The following is a 17,166-nucleotide window of genomic DNA, read 5'->3' on the forward strand; positions in this document are numbered from 1 at the left end:
GGCGGACCGAATCATCGATCCGCCTCACTAGGTCGTGCTGCTGTCCTGGCGGATCTACTCCGCGACCGGGACGATGCTCACGGCGCGACGACCACGCTTCATGCCGAACTGAACGTGACCGGCGGCCAGCGCGAACAGCGTGTCGTCACCGCCACGGCCGACGTTGTCGCCGGGGTGGAAGTGGGTGCCGCGCTGGCGGACGATGATCTCGCCTGCGTTCACCAGTTGCCCGCCGAAGCGCTTGACGCCGAGGCGCTGCGCGTTCGAGTCACGGCCGTTCCGGGTGGACGAGGCGCCCTTCTTGTGTGCCATGGTTCCCTCCCTTTCGGGGGTATCGGGGGTCGTCCCCCGGGAAATCACTGTCTTTCGGGGGTAGCGGGGGACGTCCCCTCCCCCCGGAAATCACTGTCCGGGGTTGATACCGGTGACCTTGACCTGGGTGTACCGCTGGCGGTGCCCCTGGCGCTTCTTGTAACCGGTCTTGTTCTTGTACTTCAGAATGCGGATCTTGGGGCCCTTGGTCTCGCCGAGGATCTCGGCGGTCACCTGGAACCGAGCAAGCGTGGCAGCGTCGGTGGTGACATCGCCGTCGTTGACGACGAGCACCGCCGGCAGCGACACCGAGGAACCGACCTCGCCGGCGAGCCTGTCCACCTCGAGGACGTCCCCGACGGAGACCTTCTGCTGCCTGCCGCCGCAACGAACGATCGCGTACACCGCGGAACCCTTCTTCTGGCTAAGTGCTGAGATGCCGCGCCCCGCATCCAGCTGCTGTCGATTACACGACCGGCTATCCGGGCAGGCGCGCGAAGCCAGGCGCGCTCACCAGACGCGCCGGTTGACTAGAGTACCGGATTATCGGCACCGAGGTCGAACCGGGTGGAGAGCCGGGAGCCCGAGCACTGCTCGGGCGTCAGTCTGCGGTCTTCCTGCGGGAACGGCGCCGCGTGCGCGGCTGCGCCGAGGCGTCGCCCCCATCCGAGGAGACAGCGGCCGAGGAGACCTCGGGAAGGGAGTCGGTGACGCCGTCCCGCACCGTGGCGGACGCGGCCACCGCCGTGCCCTCGCCGGCGGAGCCGTTGAGCTTCTCCGCCACCGCCTTCTCGATCGCCATCTTGCCCTGTGTGCCACGTGGTTCGGGCTTCCCCTCGACCGGCTCGGTCGAGACGATGATGCCACGTCCGTGGCAGCACTCGCACGGCGTCGAGAACGCCTCCAGCAGCCCCTGACCGACCCGCTTGCGGGTCATCTGGACCAGGCCGAGCGAGGTGACCTCCGCCACCTGGTGCTTGGTCCGGTCCCGCGCCAGGCACTCCAGCAGCCGGCGGAGCACGAGGTCGCGGTTGCTCTCCAGCACCATGTCGATGAAATCGATCACGATGATGCCGCCGATGTCCCGCAGCCGGAGCTGGCGAACGATCTCCTCGGCCGCCTCCAGGTTGTTGCGGGTGACCGTCTCCTCAAGGTTGCCGCCCTGACCAGTGAACTTGCCCGTGTTGACGTCGACGACCGTCATCGCCTCCGTGCGGTCGATCACGAGCGAGCCGCCGGAGGGCAGCCACACCTTGCGCTCCATCGCCTTGGCGATCTGCTCGTCCACCCGGTAGACGGCGAAAACGTCGGTCGTCTCCTCCCATCTCGACAGGCGATCGGCGAGATGCGGCGCAACGTAGCGGACATACTCATCCACCGTCACCCACGCGTCGTCGCCATCGACCACCAGCGAGCTGAAGTCCTCGTTGAAGATGTCGCGGACCACCCGGATCGTCAGGTCGGGTTCGCCGGACAGCAACTCGGGCGGACTGGCCGACTTGGCCTTACGCTGGATGCTCTCCCACTGTGCCGACAGCCGGGCCACATCGCGGCTGAGCTCCTCCTCCGAGGCGCCCTCCGCCGCGGTGCGGACGATCACACCGGCGTTCTCCGGCATCACCTTCTTGAGGATCTGCTTGAGCCGGGCCCGCTCCTTGTCGGGCAGCTTGCGCGAGATCCCGGTCATGGAGCCGTCCGGCACGTAGACCAGGTAGCGGCCGGGCAGGCTGATCTGGGAGGTCAGCCGGGCGCCCTTGTGCCCGATCGGATCCTTGGTGACCTGCACGAGCACGGACTGGCCCGACTTCAGCGCCGCCTCGATCCGCTTCGGCTGGCCCTCCAGCCCGACGGTGTCGAAATTCACCTCGCCGGCGTACAGCACCGCGTTGCGGCCCTTGCCGATGTCGACGAACGCCGCCTCCATCGAGGGCAGCACGTTCTGCACCTTGCCCAGGTACACGTTGCCGACGTAGGACTGGCTCGACTCGCGGTCGACGTAGTGCTCGACGAGCACGCCGTCCTCCAGAACCGCGATCTGGGTGCGGCCGCCGTGACGACGTACGATCATGACACGCTCGACCGACTCGCGGCGGGCCAGGAACTCCGACTCCGTGATGATCGGCGGTCGGCGGCGACCCAGCTCGCGACCCTCGCGGCGACGCTGCTTCTTCGCCTCCAGGCGGGTGGAGCCGCGCACGCCCTGGACCTCGTCGAGGGACGTGGAGCGGGTGGCGCGGGGCGCTCGGATGCGGACCACCGTGTTCGGCGGGTCGTCGGCGGTGGGCTCGGCCTCCTCGCTTCCCCGCCGCCGGCGGCGCCGACGGCGGCGCGAGGTGCCCTGGGCATCCTCGGCCTCCGCTTCCGTGCCGTCCTCGGCCGGCTCCTCCTGCGTGTCCTCGGCCTCGGCATCCGAATCGGCGACGGACTCGGACTCCTCCTCGGCGTCCTCGCTTTCCTCGCCGTCTCGGCCGCGCACGCCGCGTCCGCGACCGCCGCGGCGTCGGCGGCGCCGGCGCGGCGTGCCCTCGTCCTCGGTCTCCTCCTCGGCGGTCCCGGTCGCCTCGTCGGTCTCATCCGCCTCGGCCTGCTCCTCGGCCTGCTCCTCGGACACGGCGGGGCGCTGGGCCGGCACAGCGAACGGATCCGGTGCCTGGAAGAGCGGCTGGAACAGCGACGACGTCGCCTGGAACGACACCGACGGGACGACCGGCCGCTGCACATGCAGCCCGAACGGGTCGGTCAGCACAGCCGACGGCCCGCTCTCGGCGGGCTCCCCCTCGGCAGCCGTCTCGTCGAGCGACTCCTCATCGAGCACCGCCTGATCGGGCGCTTCCTGGCCGGACACCGTCTCGGCGAGCGGCTCCTCGCCGGAGTCAGTCTGCTCCGGCGGGATTTCGGCCGACGGCATACCGAGCCTCAGCACGGCCGCGACCTCGGCCTCGGCGGCGCTCATCGCCCTGGCTCGTTCCGTGGCGGTTCGCCCCGCCGTCTCCTCGTCGGGCTTCTTCCGGCCGGTACGACGTCTGCTCCTTGCGGTCGCCTTCTCCGCGACCTCCTCGGTGGCCTCCGTGGTGGCCTCGGAATCGTCGGTCTGGGCGGCGTCGGCGACCTCGGGGACATCGGTCCGCTTGCGGGTACGGCTGCGCCGTACGGGCCGTGCGGGTTCCGCTGTCGCTCCCGCTGTGACTTCCGGTGCGGCTTCCACGTCGTCCGGCTCCGCCGTCACGCCCTCGGCCGGGGGCTGCGGGGCCTCGCCGGACGCTTCGGCCGGTTCCGATTCCGGGGTGACACGGCGGCGGACAACCCGCCGCGGACGGTGTGTTTCGACCGGATCCGCCACCACGTGGGCGGCACCGGCGGCCACCGTCATCACGGCGGGAGCCACCGTTGGCAGGTCTTCCGGCTCCGGCGGGGGCCCGGCCGGGCGGCTCGCCGCACGGCGCCGCGGTTGCTCGGCAGCATCCGTCGGCGGAGCATCGCTCACGCCGGGACCGTGCTCCCTTTCTTCAGTTGTCGTATCACCTGTCGTTGTATCACCGTCAAGGCTCACAGCCCCGTCAGTGGGCTCGTTGTCGAGCATGCGGGCGCTCTCCCGTCAGCCTCCGGGCACGTCGCCGCGCCGCACGGAGGCTCTCGTCTCTCGTGGTCCGCCGCGCTCCCGCAGGGGTGCCGCAGCGGCAAGTCTTATCGGTCTCCGCCTGCCCGGTCGAGGTCGAACGGGTCGGCGGGCTCACCGGTCGCGGCGTCGAGCGGCCCCTGCGCCAGCCTGGTCACCTCAGGAGGTGACGGCGGCGCGAAGCCTGCCACGAGGCGCAAACCCATGAGCACGTCGTCGGGCCGGACGGCAGGTGTTTCGTGCCGAACAACCATACGAAGTATGACACACGGCTGAACGGTCTCCTGACCTGCAATTGTTCCCGTTCCGTTCACGACGGCCAGCGCGCACACCGCCTGGCGGGTGTCGAACCGCCGCATCCCCTTCTTGGTCAGGCGCTCGACCTCCACCCGGTCGGCCGCCGAGAACTCCCGTACCGCATGCTCCACAGCGGCGGGATCGGCACCGGGAAGCCGCAGCTCCCACACCGAACCCTCCAGTCGGTCCGCGAGGTTCCCGGTCTGCGCCTCGACCACGTCCAGGACATCGAGGCCCGGAGGCAGCGACGCGTCGAGTTCGGCGCGGAGCCGCCGCGGGTCGCACGGCCGGCTCACGCCGATCTCAAGGTACTCGGCCTCACTCGCCACCCCCGTCGGAGCGGCGCCGGCATAGGAGATCTTCGGATGGGGGCTGAATCCCGCGCTGTAGGCCACCGGCACACCGGCCCGCCGCACCGCCCTTTCGACGGCGCGGGAGATGTCACGATGGCTGGTGAAGCGCAGTCGCCCCCGTTTGGCGTAACGCACCCTGAGGCGCTGCACCACGGGCTCGGGCGGTGGCCCATCGGGTACGGGTTTCAGGGTTCCGCCATCCTTCCGGTTTCGGTCAATCGTCTTCCAGAATAGCCGCGCCCCAGCAGTGCCCGCCCATCACGATCACGCCCCAGGATCACAGGACGGTGAGGGGCAGCAACTTCTTCCCGGTCGGGCCGATCTGGATCTCCGTCCCCATCGTGGGGCAGACGCCGCAGTCGTAGCAGGGCGTCCAGCGGCAGTCCTCGACCTCGACGTCGCCCAGGGCGTCCTGCCAGTCCTGCCAGAGCCACTCGCGGTCGAGTCCGGCGTCGAGATGGTCCCATGGGAGAACCTCATGCTCGTCCCGCTCCCGGGTGGTGTACCAGGCGACGTCCACCGGCTCGCCGGCCAGCGCCCGCTCGGCCGCCGCCATCCAACGGTCGTAGGAGAAGTGCTCGCTCCAGCCGTCGAACCGGCCGCCGTCCTCCCACACGGTGCGGATGACCGCGCCGACCCGGCGGTCGCCGCGCGACAGCAGGCCTTCCACGATCGACGGTTTCCCGTCGTGGTAGCGGTAGCCGATCGCCCTGCCGTACTCCTTGTCGGCGCGCATGGCGTCGCGGAGCTCGCGCAGGCGTCGGTCGACCGTCTCGTGGTCGCACTGGGCGGCCCACTGGAACGGCGTGTGCGGCTTGGGCACGAACCCGCCGATGGAAACCGTGCAGCGGATGTCCTTGGACCCGGTCGCCTCCCGCCCCGCCTTGATGACCCTCTTGGCCAGGTCGGCGATGGCGAGGACGTCGACATCCTCCTCGGTGGGCAGCCCGCACATGAAGTAGAGCTTCACCTGCCGCCAGCCCTGGCTGTAGGCCGTGGTGACGGTCCGGATCAGATCCTCCTCGGTGACCATCTTGTTGATCACCTTGCGCATCCGCTCGGAGCCGCCCTCCGGGGCGAAGGTGAGCCCCGAACGACGCCCGTTCCTGGACAGTTCGTTGGCGAGGTCGATGTTGAAGGCGTCCACCCGCGTGGACGGCAGGGACAGGCCGATCTGGCTGCCCTCGTAGCGGTCGGCGAGGCCCTTGGTGACGTCGGTGATCTCCGAGTGGTCGGCGCTGGACAGCGAGAGCAGTCCGACCTCACTGAAGCCGGACTCCTTGATGCCCACCTCGACCATGTCGCCGATCGTGGTGATCGAACGCTCCCGCACCGGGCGGGTGATCATCCCGGCCTGGCAGAACCGGCAGCCGCGGGTGCAACCGCGGAAGATCTCCACGCTGAATCGCTCATGGACGGTCTCGGCGAGCGGAACCAGCGGTTTCTTCGGGTACGGCCACTCGTCCAGGTCCATGACCGTGTGCTTGAACACCCGTGAAGGAACGCCGGGACGGTTCGGCACGACCCGCTTGACGCGGCCGTCCGGGTGATACTCGACGTCGTAGAACTTCGGGACGTACACCCCTCCGCTGGAGGCGAGGCGCATGAGCACCTCGTCACGGCCCCCGGGTGAGCCCTCTTCCTTCCACTCGCGCAGCACCTCGCTGATCGCGATGACGATCTGCTCTCCGTCACCGAGCACGGCGGCGTCGAGGAAGTCCGCGATGGGCTCGGGGTTGAACGCGGCGTGGCCTCCGGCCAGCACGATCGGATCCTCGTCGGTGCGCTCCGCCGCGCGGAGCGGGATGCCCGCCAGGTCCAGCGCGGTGAGCATGTTGGTGTATCCGAGCTCCGTGGCGAACGACACCCCGAGGACGTCGAACGCCCGCACCGGCCGGTGGCCGTCGACGGTGAACTGGGGGACCCCCTCGGCCCGCATGAGCGCCTCGAGGTCCGGCCAGACCGCGTACGTCCGCTCGGCCAGCGTCCCGGGCAACTCGTTGAGGATCTCGTAGAGGATCTGCACCCCCTGGTTGGGCAGGCCGACCTCGTAGGCGTCCGGGTACATCAGCGCCCACCGGACCGTCGCCTCGTCCCAGTCCTTGACCGTCGAGTTCAACTCACCCCCGACGTACTGGATCGGCTTCTGCACCTTGTGCAACAGCGGTTCCAGGCGAGGAAACAACGACTCGACAGACATACGTTCAGGGTATCGGCTCCAGCGGGGGTCCCAGCCGTCATCCGAACACCCGGTCCTTGATGTGGATCGCCTGCAGAACGCCCACCGCCATCATGTTGGAGAACGTCGCGGTGCCGCCGTACGAGACGAACGGCAGCGGCACCCCGGTGATCGGCATGATCCCGATGGTCATGCCGACGTTGACCAGCGTCTGGAACCCCATCCAGGTGACGATGCCTCCGGCCACGAGCGCGGCGAACCGGTCCTCGCACAGCCGTGCGATCCGCAGGCATCGCAGCAGCACCACCCCGAGCAGCAGCACCACCACTGCCGCCCCGACGAAGCCCAGTTCCTCGCCGGCCACGGTGAAGATGAAGTCGGTGTGCTGTTCCGGCACGAAACGGCCGGTCGTCTGCCCCCCGTGGAACAGGCCCTTGCCGAACAGCTCCCCCGAGCCGATCGCGATCAGCGCCTGTCTGCTGTTGTAGCCGATCCCGCGCGGATCGGTCGACGGATCCATCAGCGCGGTGAACCGCGCCACCTGGTACGGCTTGAGCAGCCCGAGGAACCACACGGCCGCCGCGCCCGCGGCCGCCAGCACCACCCCGGCCGCGATCAGGCGCTTGTGAACACCCGCGTACACGATCATGCCGCCCGTGATCGCCGTCAACACCGTCGTGGTGCCGAGGTCGGGCTCCATCATGACCAGGACCGCCGTTCCCCCCCAGACGGCGAGGCACAGCGCCACATACAGATAGCGCGGCCGGTCCTTCTTCTTGTCTCCGGCCCGTGCCAGCAACATCGCCAGCAGCAGCACCAGGACCGGTTTGGCCACCTCGTCCGGCTGTACGGCGAAACCGCCCCCAATCGTGATCCACGAGCGGTGGCCGTTGATCGTCGCGCCCATCGGGGTGAGGACCAGCAGCAGCCCCACGGTCACGATCCCGTACATCAGGGGCGCGTAACGACGCAGCACGCGATAGTCGGACACCGCGACGGCGCTGTAGAGCGCGAGGCCGACGCACAGGTTGAGCACATGCTTCTTGGCCAGCGCGGTCGGCTCGGCCGAGTTCCAGTTCCGGGTGGACGACCAGACCAGGAGCGTGCCGATGACGCTGAGTGCGACGACCGCGCCGAGAAGGATGCCGTCCATCCGCCGCAGCGGCGCTCCCTGGCCGACGACCCGCCGTACGAATGATCGCCTTCGAACCCGCAACGCGTCAGTCATCTCGCATCACTGGACCGCCACCCCGTCCCTGATCACTGGCAGCCGCGCCGGCGGGTTGCCGCCCGGAAGCGCGGGCTTGATCGGCTTGCCGTCATCGCCCTTGCCGACGCCGTAGATCCCCTCCCAGATCCGGCGGACCGCAGGTGCCGCGGTGGAGGCGCCCCATCCGCCCTGGGCCACCATCACCACGGCCACGAAGCGCGGGTTGTCCGCGGGGGCGAACGATGCGAACCACGACGTGTCGTCCTTGCCGTATACCTCCGCCGTACCGGTTTTGCCGCCGACCTTCACGACATTGAAGTCGAACCCGCGGAACACGGCCGCGGCCGTCCCGGTGACGGGTACCTGGGCCAGTGCCTTGCGAATGTAGTCGCGCGCGTGGTCGCTGATCGGCAGATGGCCCTCCACCGGCACCGGGATCTCCTTGACCAGTGTGCCGTCCGGCCGGACCAGGGCCCAGCCGATCCGGGGGCTGCGAACGTTGCCATCGCCGACGAGCGCGGCGTACGCCCGGGCGAGCTGGAGCGGGGTCACCAGCAAGGCGCCCTGGCCGATGGAGAAGTTGATCGCCTCATAGGCGTGCCAGATGTTGCCCTCCACGCAGTTCTCGTGCGCGAGCCGCTTGGCATACGCGGCCTTGGCCTGGTCCTTCATCTCCGGATAGCCGGTCTTGGCCCGCCGGCACATGGTGTCCTTCATCGAGGCCCACAGGTCCTTCTTCCACTGCCGGCCCGGGACCAGGCCCGGGCTCTCACCCGGCAGGTCGATGCCGGTGCGCCGGCCGAAGCCGTACGCCTTGGCCATATGGGTCATCGGCTCCTTGGGGGTGCCCTTGGGCTTCAAGCCGCCATCGGCCTTCCACTGCTCGAAACCCGCCTTATAGAAGACCGTGTCGCAGGACTTCTCGAGCGCCGTGTGCAGGGAGATGGACCCCAGGGACATACCGCCGGCGTTGGCGTACGTCTGCCCGGCGGCGGTGAAGGAGCTCGGGCACTCGTAGCTGCCGTTCAGCGGGGAACCGTTGGCGATCATCGCCGAAACCGAGCTGATCTTGAAGGTGGACCCGGGTGCGTACGTGCCGTTGATCGCCCGCGACACCAGCGGCTTACCCGACTTGTCCGACAGCAGCCACCGGTAATCCTTCTCCTTGATGCCGCCCACCCAGATCGACGGGTCGTACGTCGGCCTGCTGGCCATCGCGACGACCCGCCCGGTCTTGACGTCCAGCACGACGGCCGCCGCTCCGTTCGACTTCGGCGTCTCCTTCATCGCCTGGTCGAGTGACTTCTCCACGATCGACTGGACCCGCTGGTCGATGCTGGTGACCAGGATGTCGCCCGGCACCGGGTTCGCCTGCTGATCGATCTTGATGACCTTGCCCATCCGGTCCACCTGGACCCGCCGCAGGCCCGGCTTGCCGCGCATCGCCGCGTCGTAGATCGCCTCCAGCCCACCCTGCCCGACCAGGTCGACGCCCGAAAAGCTCGCCTTGAGCCCCTCCCGCCGCTCCAACTCCTGCTCGGTGACCGGCTGGAGGTAGCCGAGCAACGCGGCGGCCTCCTTGCCGTGCGGATAGTCGCGCCTCGACTGGATCTCGGCCGTCACGCCGGGGAAGTCCTCCTGGCGTTCCAGGATCTGCAGCGCCTGGCGGGTCTTCACGTGCTCGGCCACCGGGATCGGCGTGTACGGCGAGCCCGGCCAGCAGGGCCGCGAGATGCCCGGCCCGCAGGCCCGGATCTGCTGCTTGAGCTCGTCGTACGGGACGCCCAGCACGGTCGACAGCCGCCTCAGCACCGCGGCGCCTCCGTCATGCATGCGCTCGAGCCGGCCCCGGTCGACCGACACCACCAGGCTGGTGCGGTTGCGGACCAGCGGGTGCCCCGACGAGTCGAGAATCGAGCCGCGCAGGGCCGGCACGCGCACCTCCCTGGTTCGGGTCTCGGTCGCGACCGTGCCGAACCGCTCGCCCTGCATGACCTGCACCTGCCACAGCCTTACGACGAGCACCACGATCATCGCGATCACGAGCACCTGCAGGACCAACAGTCGCCCACGCAACCGTGTCATGCCGTCCCCCGTCCCCAACTCGTCGTCGAGCCCATCCCGGTCGACCCGGCCCTGCCACGGCGTCTTCGCAGCCGGTACCGGTCGCTCAACAGCCACATCACGGCGGGGACGGCAACGAGGTCACACAGCGCGGCCCGTGGCCAGGCCGCGCGCAGGACGGTCCAGGTGACCCCGGGGTGGCCCAGCAGCGCGCCGATCCCCGCGGCCAGTCCAGGCGCGACGACGGCGCAGACCGCCACCGTGAGCATCGGCGACTGCCCGCCCATCCGGCCGGCGGCGTACCCCAGCGCACACAGCAGCAGCGCGTACTGTCCGAGCGTGTGACTGGCCGGCGGCAGCAGGTCATAGGCGAGGCCACCGGAGAAGCCGATCACCGCTCCGGCCTGCGGCCCGCGCAACGCGGCGAGCGTCAGAATGATCAGCAGCACGAAATCCGGTGCGTACGCGCCCAGCAACCGGTTCACCAGGCTCGCCTGCAGCACCAGGGCAGCGAAGATCAGCAGTGCCGCGGTCAGATTGCGGAGCATCAGGGTCAGTTCCTCCCGTCGCTACGCGCGGCTCCCCCGGCCGCCGGGCGACGACGCGGCGGCTCGCCCCGCTCCGGCGCGCGCGTATGGCCGTTCGCCCGCTCGGCCCCGGCTCTTCCCTCCTCGATCTGGGCCCAGTGGTCAGCCTCGGCCCGCCTCTCGTCGGCGACCTCCTCGCCACGGCCCGCCCGCTTCTCCTCATCCTTGCGCGGCTCCTTGACCTTGACCTGCCGCGGGACCGGCGGAAGCACCGAGTCACGCGGATCGCGCTTGGGCGCCTGCACCACGACCCCGACGACGTCGAGCGACGAGAAGTCGGTGAACGGCTTTACGTAAGCGATCTTGGTCAGCTCTCCCGGCAGCGACTCCACCCGCTGGATCACGCCGATGGGCACGCCCGGGACGTACGGCTTGCTGCGCTGTGAACCGAAGGAGACGATCCGGCCGCCCAGGGGCAGCGGCACCGTCGAGTCGAGCAACCGGAACCTGATCAGATTGTCACCACCGCCCGCCTCGCCCAGGCCGCTCACGACGCCGATCTGGTTGCCGCCTTCAAGGCGGGCTCCCGCCGAGAGGGCGGGATCGGTCAGCAGCAGCACGGTCGCGCTGTCCGCCGCCGCTTGGACCACGCGGCCGACGAGCCCGCCGCCGGTGAGCACGGTCATGTCCGGCCGCACCCCGTCCTCGGTTCCCGCGTCGATCTCGACGGCGTCTTCGAAACCCGGAAAGGCCCGCCGGGCCAGCACCTGCGCAGGCACGACCCGGTAACGGCCCAGGCCCGCCAGCCCGAGCATCCGGTCCAGCTTCGCGGCCCGTGTGCTGTCGAGCTGCCGAGTGGACAGCTCGGTATGCAGCTTGGCGTTCTCCTTCCGCAACGTGACGATGGTCCGCTCGGCTTCGGGAGCGGCGCGGAGCATGCCCACGAAGTCCCTGACCGGTTTGGTGACGGTCGCGCTCACCTGCTCCGCCTTCGCGAAGATGCCGGACGCGACGTCATGCACCGGTCCGAGGACCGGCCCGCTTCCCACCCGGTGATCCACGGTGATCAGGACCAGCGCGGCGGCGAGGAGAAGTCCGACCGCGAGACGGGCGCGGCGGGTGTCTCTCATGACCGCTCCTTAAGTCGTGTGTCCGTGAACCGGGAAGATCAGGCGGGCGTTGTGGGCCGCCCGCCAAGCGGGCTGGGCATTCATGACTCTTGAAGCACGACCTAGTTGCGAGGCTCGGGTACGAGCACCTGCTGGAGGGCTTCAAAGTCCTCCACACATCTGCCGGATCCCAGCGCGACCGAGTCGAGCGCGTTGTCCGCGAGGTGTACGGGCATCCCCGTCTCCTCGCGCAACCGGTCGACCATGCCCTTGAGCAGGCCGCCCCCGCCGGTCACCGCGATGCCTCGGTCCATCAGGTCACCCGAGAGCTCCGGCGGGCACTTGTCCAGTGTGGTCTTGACCGTGTCCACGATCACATTGACCTGTTCGCTCAACGCCCGGCGGATCTCTTCACTCGAGATGACCACGGTCTTGGGCAGGCCGGTCACCAGGTCCCGACCGCGGACCTCGGCGTGGATCTCCTCTCCCGACGCGCAGGCCGCTCCTACGGAGATCTTCACTTCCTCCGCGGTCCGATCCCCCAGCATCAGGGAGTGTTCCTTCTTGGCGAAGGCCGCGACCGCCTGGTCGAGTTCGTCTCCAGCGACGCGGATCGACTGGCTGGTCACTATGCCGCCCATCGAGATGATGGCGACCTCGGTGGTGCCGCCCCCTATGTCCACCACCATGTTGCCGGTGGGTTCGTGGACGGGCAGACCGGCACCGATCGCGGCCGCCATCGGCTCCTCGATGATGTACACGCGCCGGGCGCCGGCCTGGTATCCCGCTTCCTTCACCGCGCGCTGCTCGACCGCGGTGATGCCGCTGGGAACCGCCACAATGATGCGGGGGCGCACGAAGCGCGTACGCTTGTGCACCTTCTGGATGAAATATCGCAACATACGCTCGGTCACTTCGAAGTCCGCGATCACCCCGTCTCTCAGGGGGCGAATGGCGACGATGTTGCCAGGCGTACGGCCGATCATCCGCTTCGCTTCTATGCCAACCGCCACGATCTTTCCTGTCGTGACGTTGATGGCGACAACGGACGGCTCGTTCAGCACGACGCCGCGGCCTCGGACATAAACCAGCGTGTTCGCCGTGCCAAGGTCGACAGCCATGTCACGGCCCAGGAATGTCAGCTTGCTGCCCATGCGGAAGGAAGCCTTCCTTCAGGTGGTTAGCGGGTGGTTGGCGGGATAACGCATCGCACTCGAATCGTAACGCGATGTGTCCATTACGCGGCACATCGAGCCATCAGGCCCGGGGAAAATCGCCGCCACCCCGGCCAGATAATGGTCACCACCTGGGAAAACACCGCAGGCCCCGGGTTTGACCCGGGGCCTGCGGTGCGACAAAGCGAAGCCTCAGAAACGGTCAGGAAAGAAGATCTTGACTTCACGGGCGGCGGACTCGGGCGAGTCCGAGCCATGCACGACGTTCTCGCCGATCTCCAGGGCGTGGTCGCCTCGGATGGTGCCGGGAGGCGACTTGACCGGGTCGGTGGCGCCGGCCAGCGCACGGAACGCCTCGATCGCGCGGGGGCCCTCCACCACCAGCGCCACCAGCGGTGCGGAGGTGATGAACTCGACCAACTCGCCGAAGAACGGGCGCTCGGAGTGCTCTGCGTAGTGGGCCTTGGCGGTCTCGGCGTCGAGCGTGCGCAGGTCCATCGCCACGATCTTCAGACCCTTGCGCTCGATCCGGCCGATGACGTCGCCGATGAGGCCGCGACGGACCCCGTCCGGCTTGATCAGGACAAGCGTACGCTCAGACACGGTTTCTCTCCTTGTCGAATGAGGCAGCGAGGCTGCTCGGTGGCGGTTTCCACCCGGGAATCCCCGTGCGCCCCGAAGCCTCCGCGTTCCCGCGAAGACCGTGCAGACGGGTGAGATCATCCCGGTGCCCGGATCACCCCCAGGGTTCCAACCGCAACGGCAGCTTACCGGTCCCCGTCGACGTGTCCGGCCGTGCCTTTCTCGCCTTCGGGTGACGGAGTCGGCGCCGGGATCATCACCTGGGTGTCCTGCCCGCCGAATCTCCGCTCACCGGCGGAGTCCGTGGTCGCGGCGGAAGCCGTACCGGCGGCCAGAGATGCCTCGGGAAGCGCGGAGGCGCGACGAGCCAGGAACTGTGCGAGCAAGATGATTCCGACGACCACGCCACCACCGACCAGCGCCCACTTGTGCAGCGCGTCGACGAAGCCGTTCGCCACGGCCTCTCCGGTGGCCGACCCGGACCGGCTGATCAGGTCCAGCACCAGGACCTGGATGCCGGTGCCGAGCAGGAAGCCGGCAAGCAGCGCGGGAAAGCACATGGACAGGCCGAGTAGCGCCGATCCGATTCCGGCCAGCCGGAACGCGCTCACCAGCGCCACCGCCGAACCGGCCGCGAGCAGTGTGAACGGCGCCACGAGCGGCCACCCCGACGGCTCGGGCACGATCCACCAGATGGCGCAGAGACCGGCCACCATGGCCACCATCCCCACCGCCGGGAACGTCGTGACCTTCCGCTCCGGAAGCCCGCCCACGATGACGGCCGCAGCCAGAGCGATGAAAGCGGCGATGAGGAACGGCAGCCACAGGCCCTTCAGCCCTGGCCCGCCGAGCCCGCCCAGTTCGAGGTAGGTGGTCTGCGCCGCGGTCGGCAGCACGACCAGGCCGATCGCCACGTTGACGAAGGCCAGCGTGCGCCCGCCCGGCCCCTCGATCGTGCCGATCGCCCCGAGACCCAGCATCGCCAGGACGGCGGCGGCCGCGACGGCCGCGACGACGATGACCAGGACCGGGGGCCAATCGAAAGTCAGGAAGATCCCGAGCGCGGCGATACCCGCGGCGGGCACCACCGCCAGCATGAGCTGCCTGCGTTCCGCCGGGGACGCACCCACCGAGCCCACCGTGGAGGCACCCGCCCCAGCCGACTCCGCGACTCTCGTCTCGCCGTACGACGAGCCACCGTCGCCCGCGCCCTCGATCAGCCACAGGACCAGGTAGGCGGCGGCCAGCACGAGGGCGACCCCGGTCGGCAGCGGGTACGGCTGCAGCGTGACCCGCCAGGAGTCCGGACCGGCAAGGTCGGCGAGCGGGTGAAGCGCGAGCGCCTGGGCCGACAGCAGACTGACCGTGAGCATCCCCGCCCAGAGCGGCAGCAGGACGTTCCTGCGCGGCCGCTCCCAGACAACAACGAGAGTCGCCGGGATGAGTGCCCCTGCCCCGAGCCCGTGGAGCACGCGCAGCACGCCGACCAGTCCGGTCGAGTTCGCGTACCCGCCGGCGGCGTCGGCCACCGCGAGCAGCGCGAGACCGGCGACGAGAATCGGCGCGGCACGGAACCGGCGTACCGCCACCGCCGCGAGGGGCACGGTCAGCAGCATGGCCGGCAGCGCCAGGCCATGCGCCCGCATCATGTCGACGTGCGAGACGCCGGGCGGCAGCAGCGCTGCGACGACCGAGATCGTGTTCGGGATCGCGACGACGGCGAGGGGCAGGGCGACCATGATGAGCAGCCCGGCGACGACGTCCAGAAGCAGGGGAACGCGCACGGCGCGAACCGCCGCGGCGGTCCGGGCCTGCGAAACGGGAGGGACGGCCATGCTTGCCGACTTTAGCGCTTCGTCGCGCCCTCGACACGGTGAGCGACGAAGATGGCCGTAATCCAGAGAAGAGCGAAGATCACTCCGAGGAAGAACATGACCGGAACGAGAAATCCGGTCGCAATCGCCAAGATCTGAAGGACTGTGCCCGCGATGTACGCGAACGACCGCTTGAGCATGCCCGTCACCACGACGCACAGGACCGCGAGCCCGATTCCGACCGTCACCGCGACCGGCGCGGAAACATGATTGATCGTGATCGCGACCGGAGTGGACAGCGCGACGACGATCGCCTCCATGCCGAGCACGCTCGCGCACAGCCGACGCTTGCCCGGAGTCACCTCGAACAGATCGTTCATCTCGCTCTTCCCATGTCGTTCGTTTGGGACTTCGGCCTCGCCCCGCCTGATGACCTCATCGCTCGGCCCCGAGCAGAATGCGGGCCTCGCCGACGGTCACCACAGAACCGGTGATGAGCACCCCGGATCCCAGCTCATCGCCCTGATCTGCCAGGGTGATGGCAACGTCGATCGCGTCATCGAGCCGTTCGGCCACATGGACACGGTCCGGTCCGAAAACGCTCTGCGCACGCAGGCCCAGCTCATCCGGCCGCATGGAGCGGGGAGAGGAGTTCCTGGTGACCACGACCTCCTCCGCTATCGGTTCCAGTAGTTCAAGGATCGAGTTGACATCCTTGTCGCCCATGGCGGCCATCACGACGACGAGCCGCGTGAAGCCGAACGCCTCGGTCAGCGCCTCGACGGTGGCTTCCATGCCACCGGGATTGTGCGCGGCGTCCAGAACCACCGTCGGTCCTCGTCTGACGACCTCGAGCCGGCCCGGGCTCGTCACCTGCGCGAACGCCTGCCGGACGACCTCATTACCCAGAGGATCATCACCCCCCGTCAGCGCCTCGACCGCTGCCAGCGCCGACGCGGCGTTTCCCGCCTGATGCGCGCCGTACAGCGGCAAGAAGACCTCCTCGTACACCCCCTTGAGCCCCTTGAGCTGGAGCATCTGGCCCCCCATCGCGAGCTCTCGATGGAGCACGCCGAACTCCAGTCCCTCTCTGGCTACGACGCCGCCCACCTCCGCCACCCGTCTCATCAGAACCTCGGCGGCCGGAAGCGGTTGCTGCGCGAGTACGGCGGTCGCACCCGGTTTGATGATGCCGGCCTTCTCCTTGGAGATCGTCGCGACGTCCGGGCCGAGATAGTCGGTGTGATCCAACGAAATCGGGGTGATGACGGCGATCGTGCCGTCCGCCACATTGGTGGCGTCCCAGACTCCGCCCATACCCGTCTCGATCACCGCGACGTCGACGGGGGCGTCCGCGAACGCCGCGAATGCCATCGCGGTGAGAGTCTCGAAGAAACTCAAGCGACCGACCTTGCTGTCGATCATTTCGAGGTACGGCTCGACATCCTGGTACACCTCGGTGAAACGATCCTCCGACAGGGGCTCCCCATCCACTGAGATGCGTTCGCGGACCGAGGTGAGATGAGGGCTCGTGTAACGGCCGACACGCAGGTTACGTTCTCTCAGCAGCCCTTCGATCATCCGCGCGGTACTCGTCTTACCGTTGGTCCCGGCGACATGAATGACTTGAAACGTTTTCTGCGGGTCACCGATGAGTTCCATCAGCGCGCTGATCCGTTCGAGGGAGGGCTGGAAATCCCACTCCACTCCCCTGGCCATGACAGCCTGCTCGGCGACTCGGTATTCCACGGACATCAGCGTACGGGCTCAGCGCGACAGCGGTGTTCTCGGCGGCGGTGTTCTCGGCATCGTGGGGCAGCGCGTCGAGACCTGCGACGGGCTTGAAGAGACAGCGGCCGGATCCGCACGCATCACCCACCAAGACACGCCGGGAGCGGGGCCTGGTGATCGGTGGGGTCTTGGTCTGG

Annotated in this window: 14 protein-coding genes; all 14 read right to left on the bottom strand. The window is 68.8% G+C overall.

The genetic code is table 11. The features are described from left to right. Positions 1-54: 54 nt before the first annotated feature. Complete coding sequence (rpmA, locus tag Mth01_RS12250) at positions 55-312, bottom strand: 50S ribosomal protein L27 (RefSeq protein WP_055481469.1); 258 nt, start codon at positions 310-312, stop codon at positions 55-57. A 90-nt stretch (positions 313-402) separates the two neighbouring features. Then, complete coding sequence (gene rplU, locus Mth01_RS12255; RefSeq protein ID WP_204015925.1) at positions 403-717, bottom strand: 50S ribosomal protein L21; 315 nt, start codon at positions 715-717, stop codon at positions 403-405. Between the two features lie 196 nt (positions 718-913). Further along, positions 914-3,682: an Rne/Rng family ribonuclease gene (locus Mth01_RS12260; protein WP_456154371.1), complete on the bottom strand. Its 2,769-nt coding sequence runs from the start codon at positions 3,680-3,682 to the stop codon at positions 914-916. A gap of 314 nt (positions 3,683-3,996) precedes the next feature. Then, the gene (locus Mth01_RS12265) at positions 3,997-4,713 is read right to left on the bottom strand and encodes a TIGR03936 family radical SAM-associated protein (RefSeq protein ID WP_204015927.1); all 717 of its coding nucleotides are present in this window, start codon (positions 4,711-4,713) and stop codon (positions 3,997-3,999) included. A 142-nt stretch (positions 4,714-4,855) separates the two neighbouring features. Continuing rightward, positions 4,856-6,778 (bottom strand): TIGR03960 family B12-binding radical SAM protein, encoded by a 1,923-nt coding sequence (locus Mth01_RS12270; protein ID WP_204015928.1) that lies wholly within the window; start codon positions 6,776-6,778, stop codon positions 4,856-4,858. Between the two features lie 37 nt (positions 6,779-6,815). Further along, positions 6,816-7,985: a rod shape-determining protein RodA gene (gene rodA, locus Mth01_RS12275; protein ID WP_204015929.1), complete on the bottom strand. Its 1,170-nt coding sequence runs from the start codon at positions 7,983-7,985 to the stop codon at positions 6,816-6,818. Between the two features lie 6 nt (positions 7,986-7,991). Continuing rightward, positions 7,992-10,052 carry a penicillin-binding protein 2 gene (gene mrdA, locus Mth01_RS12280; protein WP_204015930.1) on the bottom strand — a complete coding sequence of 687 codons (2,061 nt, stop codon included), beginning with the start codon at positions 10,050-10,052 and terminating at the stop codon, positions 7,992-7,994. Further along, a complete protein-coding gene (gene mreD / locus Mth01_RS12285) occupies positions 10,049-10,579 on the bottom strand; it encodes a rod shape-determining protein MreD (RefSeq protein ID WP_204015931.1) in 531 nt (176 codons plus the stop codon). Before mreD ends, mrdA begins: the two co-directional genes overlap by 4 nt. 5 nt (positions 10,580-10,584) lie before the next feature. After that, positions 10,585-11,688: a rod shape-determining protein MreC gene (gene mreC / locus Mth01_RS12290; protein WP_204015932.1), complete on the bottom strand. Its 1,104-nt coding sequence runs from the start codon at positions 11,686-11,688 to the stop codon at positions 10,585-10,587. 101 nt (positions 11,689-11,789) lie between these two features. Then, positions 11,790-12,821, bottom strand: a complete 1,032-nt coding sequence (mreB, locus tag Mth01_RS12295) for a rod shape-determining protein (protein ID WP_204015933.1) — start codon at positions 12,819-12,821, stop codon at positions 11,790-11,792. Positions 12,822-13,034: 213 nt separating this feature from the next. After that, positions 13,035-13,445, bottom strand: coding sequence for a nucleoside-diphosphate kinase (gene ndk / locus Mth01_RS12300; protein WP_204015934.1), 411 nt, complete (start codon positions 13,443-13,445; stop codon positions 13,035-13,037). 164 nt (positions 13,446-13,609) lie between these two features. Continuing rightward, the gene (locus Mth01_RS12305) at positions 13,610-15,259 is read right to left on the bottom strand and encodes a hypothetical protein (RefSeq protein ID WP_204015935.1); all 1,650 of its coding nucleotides are present in this window, start codon (positions 15,257-15,259) and stop codon (positions 13,610-13,612) included. Positions 15,260-15,270: 11 nt separating this feature from the next. Further along, positions 15,271-15,618, bottom strand: coding sequence for a DUF4233 domain-containing protein (locus tag Mth01_RS12310; protein WP_239089602.1), 348 nt, complete (start codon positions 15,616-15,618; stop codon positions 15,271-15,273). A 55-nt stretch (positions 15,619-15,673) separates the two neighbouring features. Further along, positions 15,674-16,993: a bifunctional folylpolyglutamate synthase/dihydrofolate synthase gene (locus tag Mth01_RS12315; protein WP_407695936.1), complete on the bottom strand. Its 1,320-nt coding sequence runs from the start codon at positions 16,991-16,993 to the stop codon at positions 15,674-15,676. Positions 16,994-17,166 lie beyond the last annotated feature (173 nt).

Source organism: Sphaerimonospora thailandensis, from assembly GCF_016863115.1.
In the GTDB taxonomy this organism is placed as follows: domain Bacteria; phylum Actinomycetota; class Actinomycetes; order Streptosporangiales; family Streptosporangiaceae; genus Sphaerimonospora; species Sphaerimonospora cavernae.